This window comes from Stenotrophomonas sp. STEN018, assembly GCF_056760235.1.
Window position 1 is genome coordinate 1 of sequence record NZ_JBRREK010000028.1, and the last position, 17,875, is coordinate 17,875.

The 17,875-nt window shown below is 63.3% G+C and carries 15 protein-coding genes; 2 read left to right on the forward strand and 13 right to left on the reverse strand.

Going from position 1 to position 17,875, the window contains the following annotated elements; all coding sequences use genetic code 11:
• Window positions 1–311 precede the first annotated feature (311 nt).
• Together ACVOMB_RS11970 and ACVOMB_RS11975 are read right to left on the reverse strand one after the other, a co-directional pair.
• Window positions 312–1,073: a porin family protein gene (locus ACVOMB_RS11970; protein ID WP_481531387.1), complete on the reverse strand. Its 762-nt coding sequence runs from the start codon at window positions 1,071–1,073 to the stop codon at window positions 312–314.
• Between the two features lie 52 nt (window positions 1,074–1,125).
• On the reverse strand, window positions 1,126–2,133 hold the full coding sequence (locus tag ACVOMB_RS11975; protein ID WP_481531442.1) for a linear amide C-N hydrolase: 1,008 nt from the start codon (window positions 2,131–2,133) through the stop codon (window positions 1,126–1,128).
• Window positions 2,134–2,348: 215 nt separating this feature from the next.
• Here ACVOMB_RS11975 and ACVOMB_RS11980 point away from each other — a divergent pair, with 215 nt between their 5' ends.
• Complete coding sequence (locus ACVOMB_RS11980) at window positions 2,349–2,678, forward strand: hypothetical protein (protein ID WP_481531388.1); 330 nt, start codon at window positions 2,349–2,351, stop codon at window positions 2,676–2,678.
• Window positions 2,679–2,795: 117 nt separating this feature from the next.
• On the opposite strand, the gene dcp is transcribed toward ACVOMB_RS11980, so the two are convergent.
• The 8 genes from dcp to ACVOMB_RS12020 all read right to left on the reverse strand — a co-directional run bounded on the left by dcp (window position 2,796) and on the right by ACVOMB_RS12020 (window position 13,605).
• Entirely contained in the window at window positions 2,796–4,955 is a 2,160-nt protein-coding gene (gene dcp / locus ACVOMB_RS11985; protein WP_481531389.1) for a peptidyl-dipeptidase Dcp, read from the reverse strand.
• 113 nt (window positions 4,956–5,068) lie between these two features.
• Window positions 5,069–5,671, reverse strand: a complete 603-nt coding sequence (locus ACVOMB_RS11990) for a lysophospholipid acyltransferase family protein (protein WP_481531390.1) — start codon at window positions 5,669–5,671, stop codon at window positions 5,069–5,071.
• Between the two features lie 3 nt (window positions 5,672–5,674).
• Complete coding sequence (arfB, locus tag ACVOMB_RS11995; RefSeq protein ID WP_481531391.1) at window positions 5,675–6,106, reverse strand: alternative ribosome rescue aminoacyl-tRNA hydrolase ArfB; 432 nt, start codon at window positions 6,104–6,106, stop codon at window positions 5,675–5,677.
• 315 nt (window positions 6,107–6,421) lie between these two features.
• Window positions 6,422–7,357 (reverse strand): hypothetical protein, encoded by a 936-nt coding sequence (locus tag ACVOMB_RS12000; protein ID WP_481531392.1) that lies wholly within the window; start codon window positions 7,355–7,357, stop codon window positions 6,422–6,424.
• The gene (locus ACVOMB_RS12005; RefSeq protein WP_481531393.1) at window positions 7,354–9,714 is read right to left on the reverse strand and encodes an LTA synthase family protein; all 2,361 of its coding nucleotides are present in this window, start codon (window positions 9,712–9,714) and stop codon (window positions 7,354–7,356) included. The genes ACVOMB_RS12000 and ACVOMB_RS12005 overlap by 4 nt, the downstream gene beginning before the upstream one ends.
• 14 nt (window positions 9,715–9,728) lie before the next feature.
• Window positions 9,729–11,006 (reverse strand): YaiO family outer membrane beta-barrel protein, encoded by a 1,278-nt coding sequence (locus ACVOMB_RS12010; RefSeq protein WP_481531394.1) that lies wholly within the window; start codon window positions 11,004–11,006, stop codon window positions 9,729–9,731.
• Window positions 11,007–11,023: 17 nt separating this feature from the next.
• Window positions 11,024–12,547: a glycosyltransferase family 2 protein gene (locus ACVOMB_RS12015; RefSeq protein ID WP_481531395.1), complete on the reverse strand. Its 1,524-nt coding sequence runs from the start codon at window positions 12,545–12,547 to the stop codon at window positions 11,024–11,026.
• Window positions 12,544–13,605 (reverse strand): HEAT repeat domain-containing protein, encoded by a 1,062-nt coding sequence (locus ACVOMB_RS12020; protein ID WP_481531396.1) that lies wholly within the window; start codon window positions 13,603–13,605, stop codon window positions 12,544–12,546. The genes ACVOMB_RS12015 and ACVOMB_RS12020 overlap by 4 nt, the downstream gene beginning before the upstream one ends.
• Window positions 13,606–13,884: 279 nt before the next feature.
• On the opposite strand from ACVOMB_RS12020, the gene ACVOMB_RS12025 reads away from it, so the two are divergent.
• Complete coding sequence (locus tag ACVOMB_RS12025; protein WP_481531397.1) at window positions 13,885–14,442, forward strand: DUF2059 domain-containing protein; 558 nt, start codon at window positions 13,885–13,887, stop codon at window positions 14,440–14,442.
• Between the two features lie 228 nt (window positions 14,443–14,670).
• Here ACVOMB_RS12025 and ACVOMB_RS12030 read toward each other — a convergent pair whose 3' ends face one another.
• Genes ACVOMB_RS12030 through ACVOMB_RS12040 form a run of 3 tightly spaced genes read right to left on the reverse strand, consistent with a single transcriptional unit; the run spans window position 14,671 to window position 17,725 of the window.
• Window positions 14,671–15,414 (reverse strand): pseudouridine synthase, encoded by a 744-nt coding sequence (locus ACVOMB_RS12030; RefSeq protein WP_481531398.1) that lies wholly within the window; start codon window positions 15,412–15,414, stop codon window positions 14,671–14,673.
• Window positions 15,411–17,078 (reverse strand): ubiquinone biosynthesis regulatory protein kinase UbiB, encoded by a 1,668-nt coding sequence (ubiB, locus tag ACVOMB_RS12035; protein WP_481531399.1) that lies wholly within the window; start codon window positions 17,076–17,078, stop codon window positions 15,411–15,413. The genes ACVOMB_RS12030 and ubiB overlap by 4 nt, the downstream gene beginning before the upstream one ends.
• A complete protein-coding gene (locus ACVOMB_RS12040; protein ID WP_481515874.1) occupies window positions 17,075–17,725 on the reverse strand; it encodes a ubiquinone biosynthesis accessory factor UbiJ in 651 nt (216 codons plus the stop codon). The genes ubiB and ACVOMB_RS12040 overlap by 4 nt, the downstream gene beginning before the upstream one ends.
• Window positions 17,726–17,875: the final 150 nt, after the last annotated feature.

The window sequence follows — 17,875 nt, forward strand, 5'->3', positions numbered from 1 at the left end:
TTTTAGCCCCCCCCCTGCGCTGCGCTAATGGTCGGTGGCTACGGTTTTGTGCCGACCCATGCGCGGCAGAGGTTTTCCGGGTAAGGCTCCAGCCGAGCTTGGCTCGGCTCTACACGGTCAAAAGCTACCCCTCCCCAGCCCTCCCCTGCACTTCGTGCAAGGGCGGGAGCCAAGCTTTGCCCCTCCCCTTTGGCGTAGCCAAGGGGAGGTTGGGAGGGGGTTGGTTTTTGCTTAGGGCTTTGGGGGTTGCTGCTCAGAGCACCCCTCCCTAGCCCTCCCCTTGGCCTTCGGCCAAAGGGAGGGGACTAAAGCTACAGCCTCTTACCGAACTGGTACGTCACACCCAGCATCGGGCCCGACAACGACACATCCAGGCGCTTGCCTTTATCGCGGTAATCCAGGCTCTGGTGGCGGTAGCCCATCGATACGAACAGCTTGTCCGTCGCCTGGTAGTTGGCCAACGCCAGCAGCTGCCAGGTTGAATCCGAGCCCACACCAAAGCCGCCTACATCCACATAGGCAATGCTGCTCCAGCGCGGACTCAGTGTCTGCCGCCAGCGCACACCGGCAATCGGGTCCACGAATGTGGAATCCGAACGCGCCGATACCAGGCCCGGCACGTTCACCGCGGCGTTGATATCCCAGTAACGAACACCGGCCAACAGGTCGATGCCGGTGCGTTCGTCCGCCAGCCAGGCGTAACCCGCAGTCACCGTTGCCGAGGTCTGCTTCACTTTCACGTTCGCTGCCACGCCAATCGGCAAGGGCGTCGAATCGGAAGTGGATGCATGGGTGAAATCGGCCTGCAGCACGAAGTTGCCACGGCGCGCGGTGCCGGTGATGAAGGCGGCGGCGTCAAGGTTGTCCATCAATTCGGAGAAGGACTTGTGCACGTCCGCTGTCGGCGCGCTGCGGAACGGCCGAACTTGCCCTTCCATGCCGCTCATCCACACGTAAGGCGTGGCCTGGAAGCGCCAACTGTCGTCGTTGTCATTGCTCTGTGCGTGCGCAAGCGGCATGCCGCCCATTGCCAACAGCAAACACAGATATTTACGGGTGAATCTGGTTTTCATTGAAGCTCCGGATGGTGCGTGCCCACCAACGCAGGCACGCAGATTGCTCGCCTTATACGCCCAGGAAACGGAACGGCTTGGCGTCCTTGAACTGGGCGTTGGCTTCACCTGCGTAGATGGTGCGCTGCTGGTTGCCAAGGTCCAGGCGCTTCACCTTGCCGCCGCCTGCACTGAAATCGATCTTCTTCAGATCCACCCAGAACACATTGGTGGCCAGCGCCGATTCGAAGTAGTAACGCATGCGCGAATGGTCGGACACCGTGCGCCAGCGGGTCGAGGAAATATTCGGCTGGTCCGGAGTGGTGATGCCGTAAGGCACCGACACGTTACGGATAACGCCGAACACGCTGGCAGTGGATTCCACCGGGTCGGTCGACTTGGGAATGGCGTCGATATAGAACGCGGCGCGTGCGAAGCGATCCGAAGCGCGGTTGGTGCCCGGCAACATCACCGTGCCGCCGATCTGCCGCCAATAGCTTTCCAGTGCCAGCTGCTCTTCGAAGATCGGCGAGTTGGTCATCACCTTGTAGTCGCGGCTGTGGTGGATGACCTGCTTGCCCTTGATGTACTCGATGATGGCGCTGTCGCCAGTGGAATCGGACAAGGACAGATGCAGCGTTGCCATGCGCTGCTCACCAGGGGCGGCATCACTGACCAGGGTGAAGGGCTCGCTGCTCAGCGCTTTCACCGCTTCATCGACGGTGGCGAAGCTGTCCAGCATGTACTGCGTCCACACCGAGATGCTCAGGCCGGGCTTGCCGCTGTTGCGCTCGGGGTATTCGGACTCGGCCAGCCACAGCAGGTTGGCGACCAGGCCGGCTTCGTTCATGCCGTCGGTGGTGGAGATGTCGTAGGCGCTGGCAATGACGCTGCCGTAGCGTGAGGTCCACTTCAGCGTGTCCGGGCCGGTCTCGCCGGTGCGCTGCATGCCGCGCGGGAACATCCACAGATGGGTGCCGGTATCGATCTTGTAGTCCATCGAACGGCCGGTGAAGATTTCATTGCCTGCGCCGTGATAGACAAAACGGGTGCAGGCATCGGCCTGCTGCATGCCGGCCATACCGAACAACACGGTTGCACAGGCGGCAATAATGGATCGCTTGGCTGATTTCATGGGGTGAGCTTCCTTGGCGTGATCAGGTCAGTGATGCAATCGGATTGATCCTAACAGCCATTCATTATCTGATCGCGACAGGGTTGGCAGTCTCGAAAATCAGCAATCGGACAATTGCGCGCTGCTATGCTCCGCACATATTCGAACGGAGGAACTGCCCCATGCCTCAAATCACACCGCATCACACCGCCGCCATCCTCCGCCCCTTGCTGGTCGGCGGCCTGCTGAGCATCGCCCTGAGCGGTTGCCTGAGTGCACCGCCAGTTGCCAACGACGATCCCGATTTCGGTCGCTGCAGTGATGCAGCGGTGCAATGGGCGGTAGGCACGGTCAATGACGAAGCCACCGTGCGACGCCTGAAAAAGGAGAGCGGCGCAGGCTTGGTCAATCCGATCAGCCCGACCACGATTGTTTCCCGCGATATCCGCCAGGATCGCCTGCGCGTCTACACCGATGCCAACAACGTCATCACCAAGGTGCGTTGCGAGTAAGTTCTGCGCGCTGCGGCTTGCCGCAAGAACACGTGCACAAACGACGAACGGCAGGGTTTCGCCTGCCGTTAGTAGTTTCACACGCTCACACTGCCGAGCGCTAGGTTCAAGCCGCGCTTACTTCAAACCGCGGTTGTGCAGCAGCGGCTCGACGCTGGGGTCCTTGCCGCGGAAATCGCGGTAGGCCGTTGCCAGGTCGCGGGTATTGCCGATCGACAGGATCTTGTCGCGGAACACCTGGCCGTTCTCACGGGTCAGGCCACCGTTCTCCTTGAACCACTCGAAGGCGTCGTGGTCGATCATCTCCGCCCAGAAATAGGCGTAGTAGCCGGCCGAGTAACCGCCGCCCCAGATGTGGTCGAAGTAGCTGCTGCGATAACGCGGCGGCACCTGAGCCAGATCCACCTTGTAGCGCTTCAGCGCATCGGCTTCGAACTTGTCCACGTCCTGCAGCGGTGCGTCAGCGCCCTGCGTGTGCCAGGCCAGATCCAGCAGCGCCGCCGACAGGTACTCGGTGGTCATATAGCCCTGGTTGAAGGTCTTGGCCTTGGCGATCTTGTCGACCAGGTCCTGCGGCATCGCTGCCTTGGTCTGGTAGTGCTTGGCGTAGTTGGCGAACACCTTCGGGTCAGACGCCCAGTGCTCGTTGAACTGCGACGGGAACTCGACGAAATCACGCGGCACGCCGGTGCCGGCCACGCTCGGGTACTTGGTGTTGGAGAACATGCCGTGCAGTGCATGGCCGAACTCGTGGAACATGGTGGTCACGTCGTCCCAGCTCAACAGCGCGGGCTGGCCGGCGGCAGGCTTGGTGAAGTTGCTGACGTTGTAGACCACCGGCTTGGTACCAGTCAGGCCGTCCTGCTCGACGAACACGTCCATCCAGGCGCCACCGGACTTGCTGTCGCGCTTGAAGAAGTCGGCATAGAACAGCGCCAGCGGCTGGCCGTTGGCGTCGGTGACTTCAAACACGCGCACGTCCGGGTGATACACCGGCAGGTCCTTGCGTTCCTTGAAGGTCAGGCCGTAGAGCTGGTTGGCGGCGTAGAAGACGCCGTTCTGCAGCACGTTGTCCAGCTCGAAGTAGGGCTTGATCTGCGACTCGTCCAGGTCGTACTTGGCCTTGCGCACCTGCTCGGCGTAGAAGTCCCAATCCGCTGCAGTAGCCTTGAAGCCGCCCTTCTGGGCGTCGATCACCTTCTGGATCTCGGCCAGCTCACCGCGTGCCTTGGCGGTGGCCGCCGGCACGGTGTCGGTCAGCAGCTTGAGCGCATGCTCCGGCGTCTGCGCCATCTGGTCGGTCAGGTTGTAGGCGGCGAAGTTCGGGAAGCCGAGCAGCTTGGCCTTGGCCGCGCGCAGCTGGGCCAGGCGCTGGATGATCTTGCGGGTGTCGTTGGCATCACCGTGCTCGGTACGGGTTTCCGAGGCCTGCAGCACCTTGGCACGCACATCGCGGTCCTGCAACGAGCCGAGTGCCGGCTGCTGGGTGGTGTTCTGCAGGCTCAGCACCCACTTGCCGTCGAGCTTGCGGCCCTTGGCGGCATCTTCGGCGGCGGCGATATCGCCCTCGGACAGGCCAGCGAGCTGCGCCTTGTCGTCGATCACCACCGCACCGGCGGCGGTGGCCGCGACCAGCTTGTTGTGGAAATCGTTGGCGAGGGTGGCTTCCTCGGCGTTGTACTGCTTCAGCGTTTCCTTGTCGGTATCGCTGAGCTCGGCGCCGGATTTGACGAAGCCCTTATAGGTTTCTTCGACCACGCGCAGCTGCTCGGGGTCGAGGCCGGCTTCGGCGCGGCCGTCATAGATGCTCTTGATGCGCGCGAACAGCTTGGCATCCAGGTGGATGGCATCGCCATGCGCGGCCAGCTTGGGCACCACGTCTTCCTGGATCTTCTGCCGCTCCGGGTTGGTATCGGCCTGCACCACGCTGAAGAACACGCGGCTGACGCGGTCCAGGATGGCGCCGGACTTCTCCATCGGCAGCAAGGTGTTGTCGAAGGTGGCCGGCTGGGTGTTGTCGGTGATCTGCTTGATCTCCGCCAGCTGCTGGCGCATGCCTTCCTCGAAGGCCGGCAGGTAGTCACTGTCCTTGATCTTGTCGAAGGCCGGCGCCTGGAACGGCAGCGAGCTGACAGTCATGAACGGGTTGGTGGAAGCATCGGCCGGATTGGCGGCCTGCGCGGGGGCATCGGCGGTCACGGGGGCAGTGGACTCCTTGCCAGAACAGGCGGCCAGCGCAAGGCTGATGGCAGCGGCCAGAACAACGGTACGCGACATGAAACGACTCCTTGGGAACGGGCTTCGAACAGCCCTTTACCCTACTCCGTTCCCGCGTTGGCAACATGTGCCGATGGTGGCGCCGGCAGGCGCCGGGTGTGTCGGCTGGGCGCTCAGCTGGAGCTGTGGTTCTTGCCCCGCCACTGCCGGTACCACTGGCGGATGGCGGCCATGTCGGCCACGTCGTCACCGCTGGTGTGGAACACCGGACCAAAGCCGATGACCTTTTCCGGGTAATGGAAATAGGCCGGGATGATGGGCACATCGGCCATGCGCGCGATTTTCAGGAAGCCGCCCTTCCATTCAGTCACCTGCTTGCGGGTGCCTTCCGGCGCCAGCGCGTACCAGACCTGCTCATTGTCGCGGATCATCGCCACCGCCTGGCCGACCGTGCCCTGCGGCGAACTGCGGTCCAACGGCACCACGCCCATCCGCCGCAGCACCACGCTCAAGGGCCACCAGAACAGCTTGTCCTTGCCGAGGATGCGCGCTTCAAGACCCAGCGCCATCTTTGCGGCCAGCCCCCACAGGCCATCCCAGTTGGACGAATGCGGTGCGGCGATCACCACTGCCTTGGCCAGGTCCGGGATGGGTCCACGGATCTGCCAGCCGCCCAGACGCAGCACGCTGCGGCCGAGCCAACGGCTGAAACGGGCATTCTTGCGCCGCGGCATGGCGGCGGGGATGACCGGAATGGTCGGCGGCGTGTTGCTCAAGCACTACTCCCAATTACGTGTTGAACGGCCGCGCTTGACCTGCGCGCGTTCCTTTTTCTGATCCAGCCGGCGCAGCTTGGAGCCGTACGAGGGCTTGGTTGCCACCCGTGGCTTGGGCACGCTCAGGCTGGCTTGGATGAAGCTGGCAAGACGTTCGCGCGCATCCTGGCGGTTGCGGTCCTGGGTACGGAAGCGCTGCGCATCGATCACCAGCACGCCCTCGCCGGTCACCCGGCGGTCGCGGCGGGCAAGCAGGCGCTCGCGCAGTGGTTCAGGCAGGGACGGCGAACCGGCGATGTCGAAACGCAGTTCCACCGCGGTGGAGACCTTGTTGACGTTCTGCCCGCCAGCGCCGGACGCGCGCACGAAACGTTCGACGATCTCCGTTTCCGGTATCGCCAACTGTTCCGAGATTTCAATCTGCTCCGTCGCCATCGGCGCATTGTAAGGGCTGTTGCCCCCTCCCTTGCGCATAGCGCAGGGGAGGGTTGGGGAGGGGTGCTTTTAGCTGCTGACTTTGAGTGCCTGCGCTGGCTCCAACTACAGGGTCTTGCCGGCTGGGTTTTGCTGAGCGGCTGGAGCTTTAGAAGCACCCCTCCCCAACCCTCCCCTTCGCTTCGCGAAAGGGAGGGAGCTCAAGCAAGAACCCCTCCCCAGCCCTCCCCTTTGCTACGCAAAAGGGAGGGGCTCAAGCAAGAGCACCCCTCCCCAGCCCTCCCCTTCGCTTCGCGAAAGAGAGGGGGGTTCTATTCACTCCCAGTACTGCCCCGCCCAGCGCCGGTAGGCGCGGTAGTGATGGATCGCAAAACCGTCAAACGACGGCTCATTGCGCAACGCACGCTCCACCTTGCGTACTTCCTGCTCGAACACCTTCGGCCCTTCCTCATGGAAGGTGACCTTGTTGATGTCGTTGGACGAGACTTCCAAACCGATCACCACCTTCTTGCCAACCTCGTTGGCATAGGTAATCTCGCTGGCCGCGTGCGACAGGATGCTGTCCCTGCCCTCGGCCTTGTCGCGGTAGTCCATCAAGGCGACGTAGTCGTAGATGTTGATGGTGTGCTCACTGACCGGACGATGACGGCCGTTCCAGTCGACCTCGATGCCGTCCAACCAGAACGGAATCGCCGGGCCCACTGCCAAGGTCGCGCCGCTCACCTTTTTGATGCGCATCACCGCTGCGCTCATGTCCAGAAAGCCCACCAACAGGTCCGCGCGGGTGTCGTCATCCCACTCGTCGAGAATATGCGGCTCGATATCCAGATTGGCGCCATCGAAACGCGCCGCCTCCGGCACCGATGCGTTGTAGTCCACCACGCGGCGGAACATATCCTCCGCCTCCTTGCGATGCGCAGGCAGCACATACTTCTGAGTGCTCAGGTACCAGGAGCCCAGCAAGGCGTACACCTTCATGTTCTTGCCGTGCAGGCGCTCGATGAAGGCGCGGTACAACTCCGGCTTCTCGACGATGAGGTTGCGGTCCTTGTAGGCGTCGGCATACAGATACACGGTGTCGATGCGCTGCGACTTCAGATACGTCACCGCCTCATCGGCGACCGCCGGATCTTCGATCATCGCGTACGACTCGGCTTCCCAGGTCCAGATCGCGCGGCTGGCCGCTGCCGCCTGCGCCATTGGTGTTACACACAGCACGGCCAACAGGCCAAGCCCGAACATCCGGCTCATTGCGACTTCTCCACGCCTGCTGCAGCTTCCACCTGCAGGTGGTAACGGCCCTGCCCGATCGCCTTGCCGCTGTCCGGATCGGACGGGAACACCGACACATAGCATCGGCCACCGCAGTCCTGCGGCAGGCGCAGCTGCAACTGCACCTGCTGGCTGCCGCCCGGCGGCAGCTGCATTGCCTGCCCATACACTTCCTGCAGCTCGCGACCGTCCTCGCTGGACATCACCGCCAGCGGCACGAACACGCGGCTGGGCTTGGGGTCGCCGCTACTGAACACCGCCGTCAGCTGCACGCCATCGGCTACGGCTGCAACCTCGGCCGAGGCCAGCGACAAGCCGTGCGCCACCGGCGCCGCAGCCACCTGGGCAGCGGCTGCAGGTGCGCTGTACGCCACCAGCTTGGGCGCTGCGCCTTCCGGCGTCAGTGCATTCTTCTGCATGAAAATCGCATTGGCCTGGGTGTAACGCTGCAGGCGCTGGGCGGCCCAGGCGAGCACGCTGGCGTCATCGGTTTCGGCCAGGTGCATTCCGTCCTGCAGCTCGTACAACTTGCCGTCATGCAACCACCAACGCCCGGCCAGGTATTCCGGCGCACTGGTCTTGGTCTGTTTCAAGGGAAATTGCTGATTGCTGCGGAAGCTCTCGGCCATGTCCAGACCGGTGCCCAGCCACGGCGTCTGCGCCGGCCGCTTCAGCCCATAGGTATTGGACAGCAAAGCGATCAACGACGGCGTCACGTCCAGCTGCGAGGACACCGCGCGGATGCGCTTGGGCTGTTTGAGCAGCGGCGAGAACACGATCAAGGGCACGTGGTAACGGTCCACATGCTCGCCCATCGGGATCTCCGGCAAGCGGTGATCACCGGTGATGACGAAGATGGTATTGGCATACCACGGGGTCTTTTCCACCGAAGCGAAGTAGCGGCGCAGCTGCTCATCGGTGTACAGGATGGTGCTGTAGATATCGGTGCTGGCGCGGTAGCTGGCACGCTCCGCCTCAGGCACCTGCAACTGCTGCAGACGCTGTTCGAACTGCTTGCGGTACACATCCTGATCGGGGAACTCGTAGCTTGTATGCATCGAGATGGTCTGGATCGCGGTCAGGAACGGTGCCTGCACGTTGTCGTTATCAGCAAGCACGCGCGACACCAGTTCCTTGTCCGGGTAACCCCAGGCGCTGAATGGATTGCGTTGATAGCCATCACCAAAATTGCTCATGTCGACCAGCGTCTGCACCTGCTGGCCCTGCATGTAGGCGCGCTCGTTGTCGAAGCTGGTGTCTGTGCCGTTGTAGAAGGCGGTGTTATAGCCCTGCTGGCGCAGCACGCTGAACAGGCCCGGGTGCGCCGGCATGCGATCACCCAGCCCGGTGAAACCTTCGTCGGCAAACGGTGCCGAACCAATCAAGGTCGGCAGCACGCCAAAGGTGCGGCCCTGGTTGGCGAGGAAGTTGTCGAAGTACAGGCTGCGCTCGGCCAGCTCATCGAGGAACGGGGTGAAGCTGCCCAGCGATGCCTGCGGACCGGAGAACGAGCGGCCCAGGCCTTCGACAACAATCAACACCACATTCGGCGGACGGCCGTCGCTGGTCGGCGAGAAATTGGGACCCAGGGCATCCGGGGTCTGCTCCGGGTGCAGGAACGGGAAGTTCGGATCCAGCGGCGCTTCATCGCTGGCGACGGCACTGGGTGCGACGGCCACATCCGACTCGCCTTTGAACCAGCGCCACACATCGCCACTGAACCAGGCCAGTTTGTTGCAGGCCAGGTCGCGCGAGGCGACGTCCTTCAAAGCCACCGCACCACTGGGCAGCGGCAGGATCCAGGCGAGGCCACCAGCCACCAGCAACACCGTGCTCCACACGGTGGAGCCGCGCGCATCACGCCGCGCCAGCCACAGCAGGCCCAACCACAACACCAGCAACGGCAAGGCCATCGCCAGCACGCCGCGCAGGCCAAGCGGCGCGCCATCGGCCAGCGTGGTGCGGATCTCGGCAAGGCTGTAGCCGAACAGATCCGCACCCAGCGGCACATGTGCGACCTGGAAATACTGGTCCAGCAGCACCTGCACCACGATGAACAGCGACCACAGCAGGCCCAAGGCGATGTAGCGCGACAAGGCCCGCTTGATTGCCAGCAAGGGCAGCGACAACAGCACCAGGATCGGCACCGAGCGCAGCAACATCAGCACGGCCTGGGCACCTGCAATGCCGACTATTGCACCGGTCTGCAAGCCACCACCGGCACCCGCAACACCGTTGCTGACCGCCATTGCGACCAGCACCAGCTGCGCAAGCAGCAACACCGGGAAGGCCGAAGAAAAGCGCGCCCAAGCGCCGCCGTCATGCGTGGATATCATCGTCAACCGCTCCGTTACCAGCGCGTATAGATAGAGCCCGACAGGCGCTGCTCTTCAAAGCCACCATCGTCGTCGGCATAGCCGGCGCCCAGCTTGAAGCCCCAGTTGGGCGTGACCTGGTGCCGCCAGGCGATACCGAGGGCGGCGTTGCTGTCACGCACGACGCCGCCGAAGCGATCCAGATCGGTGCTGCGACCGCTGCTGACGCTGACCTCCAGATAGTCGTCGGCATCGCCCTTGTAGTAGTTGCGCAACAGCACGCGGTGGCTCCAGCTGCCCGAGCCAACGCCCGGCACGTGCTGCAGCTTGTAGCGGCCATACCAGTTGCCGACGTAGCGGCCGACGCCGATGCCGTAGAACTCGGTGGTGTCGGAGAAGCGCAACTGGTCGACGCTGGCCGACAGTTCCCAACCGCTGCCCACGCCCTGGAATACCTCCACGCGCCAGCTCTGCTTGGGTAGCACGCCGCTGGACGGGCCGCGCTGGTAACGCAGGTTTGCATAGGCGCGCGACCACAGCGGCGCGTAGCCATCCAGCGCCCAGGCAGTATCTGAAGTGCTGAAGTGATCTGCGCGCAGCAGCTCCAGACCCAGCGAACCGCGCGGGAAATAGCGGCGCAGGGTCAGGTCGTTGTCGTTCCAGCTCTGGCGGTCACCGCTGAAGCGGGTGTGATCCCAGCCCACGCTTGCACCCCAACGATAGCCATCGGCCGCCACCGCATCCGGGTTGGCCATGCGCGGTAACAGGCTCAGGCGCAGCTCGGCGATTTCCTTGGGATCGGCACCCAACGTGGCGGCGGCGTCGAAATCAGCACGCGCAGCAGCGGTCTGGCCGAGTGCACGCAGCTCGCGACCACGCGCGATTCGCGCGGCCGGGTCCTGCGGTGCCAGCTCCACCCAACGCGAGTAGGCATCGGCGGCCTGCTGCGGGCGGTCGCTCCAGCGGTACATATCGCCCAGTGCCGACCAGGCGTCGGCATAGGTCGGGCTGTTCTTCACCACCTGCTGCAGATCGGCTTCGGCAGCAGCGTACTGCCCGTCCCAGGCGTAGGTACGGCCACGCGCCAACAGCACGTCGCCATTGTCCGGATGCTCGGCCAGCAGCGCGCTGTAGCGGGCGATGGTTGCGGCGCGGTTGTTGGCATCGGACTGTTCGCGAATCTGCTGCAACTGCACGGTCAGGCTGTCAGGCGCTTCCTGCGCAAACACCAACAACGGCGCAGCGGCCAGCGCGAGCAACAGGCAACGCGACAGCACATGGCGCGGAGCACGGAAGGATTGGTGCTGGGTCATGGAACGGTTCCTGGAAATCATTTGTTGATACTCGATTCGCCGATCACTGACGATGCAACTGCCACCGCCACCGGCACTTCTTCTTTATGGCTCTGCTGCCAGGAACCATCACGACTGATGCGCCCCCAGCTATGCCGTTTGCGACGGCTGAACATCCAACGGATGGTGGCGGAGAAACGCCAGATGGAGTTCAGCTGGCGATAGCCGAAGTTCTCCAGGATCGCCACCACGAACAAACGCAGCTGCTGCATTGGCCGCGAGTACAGGCCGAAGGAGAGTTCCTCCAGCAGCATCGCGTTGACCGAGAGCAGGATGCCCATGCCGACTGCCGCGGCCAGGAAGATCAGGAACACGTCCAGCTGCACCAGCCCGCACAGGGCCAGCACGATCATCGAGACATAGCCCACCACCTCGATGATCGGGCCGAGAAACTCGAAGAACAGCATGAACGGGAACGCCACCCAGCCCGCTGCACCACTACGACGATTGAACAACATGCCGATATTGGTCCACAGGCTTTCGGCCAGACCGCGCTGCCAGCGCATGCGCTGGTTGCGCAGTGAAGCAAGATCAGTCGGCGCCTCGGTCCAGCACACTGGATCAGGCACGAACACGATGCGGTAGTCGCGCTTTTCCTCGCGCAGGTTGCGGTGCAGGCGGATCACCAGATCCATATCCTCGCCAACGGTGTCGGTGCGGTAGCCACCGATGGCGATCACCCGCTCCTTGTAGAAAACGCCGAAGGCGCCGGAGATGATCAGCAGCGCGTTCATCGGCGACCAGCCCATGCGCCCGAACAGGAACGCACGCAGATACTCCACCAATTGGAAACTGGGCAGCCAGCGGTTGGGCAGGCCGATCTTGTCGAGCATGCCATCGCGCACCGTGCAGCCGTTCAGCACACGCACCACGCCACCGCTGGCGACCACACGGCTGTCTTCCAGAAACGGCCGCACCACCCGCGACAGGCTCTCCGGCTGCAGGATGCTGTCGGCATCGACCACGCAGAACAGCGGATAGCGCACGCAGTTGATCCCTGCATTGATCGCATCGGCCTTGCCGCCATTGGCCTTGTCCACCATGCGCACGCGCGGGCAACTTGCCGAAGCGTAAACCCCGTGCACCGGCTCGGTCTGCAGGCGGGTGCGATAGGCCTCGGGCACCCGCACCAGTCCAAACGCCTCGATCAGCGCATCGCGAGTACGGTCGCTGGAGCCGTCGTTGACGACCACGATCTCGAACGCCGGGTAGCTGGTCTTGAGCAGCGAGCGCACCGAGGAGACCACCGAGGTTTCTTCGTTGTACGCGGGCAGGATGATGCTTACCGGCGGCTGGTACTCGCGTAGACCGGCGGGCAGGTAATTGGCCCGGTACTCGCGCATGTAGCGCACGATCTGGTAGGCCGAAATGTAGTTGAGGATCAGGTAGGACAGGTTGATCGCGACAAAATAGATCATGAAAAACCACTGCAGCGAGTCGGCGATATGCACCCAGGGAATCTGCTGCACATAGCTCACCAGCATCTGCCAATAAGCGCTCATGTCGCACTCCTCATCGCGTTCTCGGACAGCACCTGTTCGATGATGTCGCGTCCGTAGCCATCACTCTGCCGCGACTGCACTTCACGCAGGGCATCGGCACCCATGCCCGGCAGGCCGAACAAGGCCTGCGCGGTGCGGTAGCGCACCCACCAGACGCTGTCTGACAGCAGTGCTTCCAGTCGTGTCGCATCACTGCGTTCGCCGATGCGTCCCAGCGCCGCCGCTGCGTGCATGCGCACGTGCCAGCGCGACGCGGTGAGGAAGCCGATCACCCGCTCGCGATCCTGACGATCGCTGATCAACTGCAGGCATACCGAGATGATGTGGTCGTCCACATGTCCTTCCAGCAATTGCCGCACCACCACCGCCGCACGCTGCGGATCGATATCAGCAAGAAAACGCACCAGCTTCACGGTGGAGTCCGCATTGGCGCGTAGCAGCGCGTTGCTGATTTCGCGGGCAGCGCTGCCGTCACTGTTCTCAGCCAGGATCCGCGCCACGCTGCCAGGCACCCAATCCTCGCGCTCGGTGATCATCGGCACGAACGCCGACATCGCGCGTGGCGGATCCACCTGCGCCAATGCCCGCGCTGCGCACAGCGAGACGATGGGGCTGCGGTCGTCGAGGAACTTGGCCAGCAGATCGTAGAGATGCCGGTCGCGCAGATGGCCGAGGGCAATGATGGTCATGGCGCGGTCGTGGTAGCTGCCACGCAACATGCGTTGCGCTGCGTCCTCCAGACCGACCCGATGACCGAGCGGGGCCAGCCGCCGTACCGAAGCTTCCGGCAAGGTCTCGCAGATGCTGTTCCAGGCTTCGATGAAGCCTATGACCTCATCGCGTTGCAATCGATGCACCGGCACGGTTTCCCCGGCAAGCTCGCGCTGCAGAACATCGTTCCAGTACTGCCGAGCCTGGGTGTCACGCTTTTCACGGCGCTGCGCCCGTACCCGCAGAAAAACAATGATCAACAACAGCACCGTGGCCAACAGCAGGGTGAGAATTGCCACCCAACTGGCCACGACGAGTACGGTCGGCCCCTCAAACAGACTGTCCATCGCATTTCCTACTTGTTGCGGGCAGGTGGCTTGCGAGGCCACGTACCCCCCCTGAGTACAGCTCCTGATGCCAAGCATAGATAGAAACGTGACTCTCGTCTCTATTTTTCGCAATTTCAGTAGGTTTTCTGTAACGCGATTATGCTAGCCGCTACCCTATTAATGTAAATATTTCATTAAAATCAATTATTTATTACACCCATAACTGTGCTCCCCGCCACACCGCAGGCAAGTGAAGGGTCCAGAGAAACTGACTTCGGCCATGGCGGCACCCCGGTTATGCTCGAACCCTGCCCACCACAAGGACGATCCATGCAGCGTTGCCGCCGAACCCTCCGCACCCGTTGCGCTCCCTTGCTGCTAGCCGCCAGCCTGCTGCTTGCCGGCATCGCACCGGCTTGGGCCACGCCGGCTACCGATGCCGACGTCAACCGCCTGCTGGCGGCCTCGCGTGCACAGAGCATGCTCGACGCGATGCTGCCGCAGATGGAAGCAATGCAGGCGCAGCAGTTCGCGCAGATCGCCGAGAAGCAATCGCTGACAACGGAGCAGAAGGCCGGACTGCAGCGCATCCAGCAGCGCACCTCGCAGACCTTGCGTCAGGCCTTGGCCTGGTCGCAGATGCGGCCGATGTATGTGGATCTGTACAAGCAGTCGTTCTCGAAGGAAGACGTACTGGCGATGGCCGAGTTCTACGAGAGCCCGGCCGGCCAGAGCCTGCTCGACAAGACCCCGGCGCTGATGCAGAACCTGATGGTCGCCATCCAGCAGAAGATGATCCCGCTGATGGCGGACCTGCAGAAGGACCTGGAGAAGATCAACAGCGAAGTCAAATAAGCGCCCAACTGTAGTGCCGAGCCATGCTCGGCAAGGGGCGTTACCGGTAAAGCCGCTCTGGTTTTTGTAGGAGCGGCGTAAGCCGCGAAGCCGACAATGTTGCGATCACCAGGTTTCCCGCAATCTGATGGCTTATGGGCTTCGCGGCTGACGCCGCTCCCACAATCATCCCGCAAGTGTTGATGAGTTGCGGGGGAAGCCCCTGCCGAGCTTGGCTCGGCACCACCTTCAATCGGGTAGCTTCCAACCGAACAGATCCATCGCCTTCTGGAACTCGCGGTCCAGCGGTGCGCGCGCTTCGATGCGACGGCCGTCCTGCGGATGCGGGAACGCCAAACGCTCGGCGTGCAGCAACATGCGGTGCACGCCCTGCATGCGGAAGCTGCGGTTGTGCCGTCCATCTCCGTGGCTGGTGTCGCCGATCATGTGATGGAACATGTGCTTGAGGTGCCGGCGGATCTGGCGGAAACGGCCGGTCTGCGGCTGGCAACGCAGCAGCGCATAACGCGAGGTCGGGAAACCCGTGGAGGGAATCGGCAGCTCGCCTTCCAGCAGCTTCTGGAAGTGGGTGATCGCCTGCTTCTTGATCGGTTTGCCGGGACCGCCATCCAGATCGTGATCGACGGTGAACGCATCCTCCGCCGGCCAACCGCGACACACCGCGAGGTAGTCCTTCTCCACCTCGCCGCCCATCAACGTCTTGCCCAGCACGCTGGCGCTTTCGCGATCGAAGGCCAACAACAGGCAACCGCTGGTCGCACGATCCAGACGATGAATCAGAAAAATTGGTTTGCCCAACTGCTCGCGCAAGCGATCAGCCAGGAAGTCATCTTCGCCACGCGCCAGCTTGCTGTCGTGGACCATCAAGCCCGCAGGCTTGTTGACCACCGCCAACCACTGGTCTTCGTACAACAGCGGCAAGGGCTCAAAAACTACCGCTGCTTCCACTGCTTCATCAACAACGTCAGTCATCGGCGCAACCACGCCGACGCCACCGCAATCGAACCAACCACGCCGGTGACCCACGACCACAACGGGATCGAGGCGAACTGCGGGCCGCCCGCTTGCAGGCCGTACAACAACGCCGACACCACCATCAATCCAGCACCAGCAACGGCGGTAACCACGCGCCGCTGCATGCGCTGCAGCGTGCCTTCGAGGTTGACGATGTCCTGCGAACGCATCGCCAGCTCATGTTTGCCTTCCACCTGCTGGCGCAGCCAGCTGTGCAGCAGGGCCGGCATGTCCGGGGCCTGGGTCATGATTTCCGGCAGGCGCTTACGCAGTTCCTTCAACGCACGGCGCGGGCTGTAGCGCTCGCGCAGGATGCGTTCCAGCACCGGCTTGGCCACTTCCCAGATATCCAGGTTCGGGTCGAGCTGGCGGCCCACACCTTCGATGTTCAACAGCGTCTTCTGCAGCAGGATCAACTGCGGCTGCAGGGTCAGCTGGTAGCGCTGGGCGGTGCGGAACAGCTTCATCAGCACTTCGGCCAGCGATATCTGCGACAGCGGCCGGGTGAAGTACGGCTCGCACACCGCACGCACGGCGGCTTCCAGCTCATCGATGCGCACCGTGTTCGGCATCCACTGCGCCTGCAGGTGCAGCTCGGCGATGCGGCGGTAATCACGGTTGAAGATGGCCATGAAGTTTTCGGCGAGGTAGAACTGATCCTCTTCCGACAGCTGGCCCATGATGCCAAAGTCCAGCGCGATGAAGCGCGGGTTGTCGCGGCGTGCCGGATCGATATCGACCCAGATGTTGCCGGCATGCGCATCGGCGTGGAAGAAGTTGTCGCGGAACACCTGCGTGTAGAACACGCGCACACCCTTGGCGGCAAGCGCCTTGCGGTCGATGCCAGCCTTGTCCAGCGCGGCGATATCATCCGAAGGAATACCCCAGACGCGCTCCAGGGTCAGCGCGCGCTCGGCTGTGTGGCTCCAGATCACTTCCGGAACGTACAGATCGTCCGAGTTTTCCCAGAAGCGGCGCAGCACGCTGGCGTTGGCGCCTTCGCGCTGCAGGTCCAACTCTGCAGCCAGCGTGGTTTCGATCTCGGCCACTACTTCGCGCGGGCGGATCTTGTCGGCACGCGGATGGGTGCGCTCGACCAGTGCAGCCAGCGACTTGAGCAGGGCGATGTCACCGGCAATCTGCTTCTCGATATCTGGGCGCAGCACCTTGACCACGACCTGGCGGCCATCATCCAAGGTCGCCGCATGTACCTGGGCGATCGAGGCCGAGGCCAGCGGTGTGGTGTCGAAGCTGGCGAAGGCTTCGGTGATCGGCAGGCCCAGCGCCTGCTCGACGATCTGCAGCGCATGCTCGCCGTCGAAGGGCTTGACCCGGTCCTGCAGCAGGGTCAGCTCAGCAGCGACATCCGGCGGCACCAGATCGCGGCGGGTGGACAGGATCTGACCGAACTTGACGAAGATCGGGCCCAGCTCCTGCAGCGCCAGACGCAGGCGCGCACCGCGCGACTGCGAGGCGATATCGGCACTGGCGCGCGGCACGAACGGCTTGGCAACGCTCAGCCAACGTTCGACCGGGGTGTCATCAAGCAGGTCATCCAGGCGATAACGCAGGATCACCCGGCCGATGCGGCTGGCGCGGAACATGGCGCGGACCAGCTTCATGCGGCACCCCCGGCGCGCTGACGCAGGCGCGCGATGCGCGCGGCCATGCGTTCGACGTCATCGCGGATCACGTCCACATCATCATGGAAGGCATCCAGCTCGGCACGGGCAACGACATCACGCGACTCCTCGGTAACGTATTCGGCGGCGGTCTCGGCCAGATCCTTGGCGCTGCGCCTGGCCTGCAGCAAGGCTGCACGCAGGGTCTGCGCGATCTGCACGCCGAGGATCTCGCCAAAGGCTTTGACAAAGGGCTGCTGCCAATCCGGATCAAAACGGGTAGCCAGCTGCTGCAGGCGGCGCGCCAGCTCCGCATCGCCGGACACCTTGACCCGCCCTGCCGGCGCGCTATTGCCACGCCGTGCATTGGCCAGGAAGGGAAGCTGCGCCAGCACCCCGCCCAGCGTGCTGCGCACCGCTAGGTCCGGCTCCAGCGACGGGTCCACCGGGCCCACGGTCAGGCGTTCACCGGCGACCCCGATCTGCATCGCCAGCGATGGCGATTCCAGGGTCAGGGCGATGCGTTGGCCGTCGAGCGAGGCCAGCGCGGTGCGGGTATCCGGGTCCAGCGCCAGCGCGCGGTTCAAGGCCACTTCCAGCGCGCGGCCGGCCAGCGGCTTGATCATTTTGAAGGGGGATGCAGGCATGCCGGGCATTCTACCGGAGGGGCGGGATCGGAGATTGGATGGCGGCGGGGAGCTGATGCCTCGCCAGCACAGGATTTGTTCATGTAGCGGCGCCTTGCGCGTGAAACCGCGCTTTCGGCGGCAAGCCGCGCCAGCTGGTCGCCGCAATCA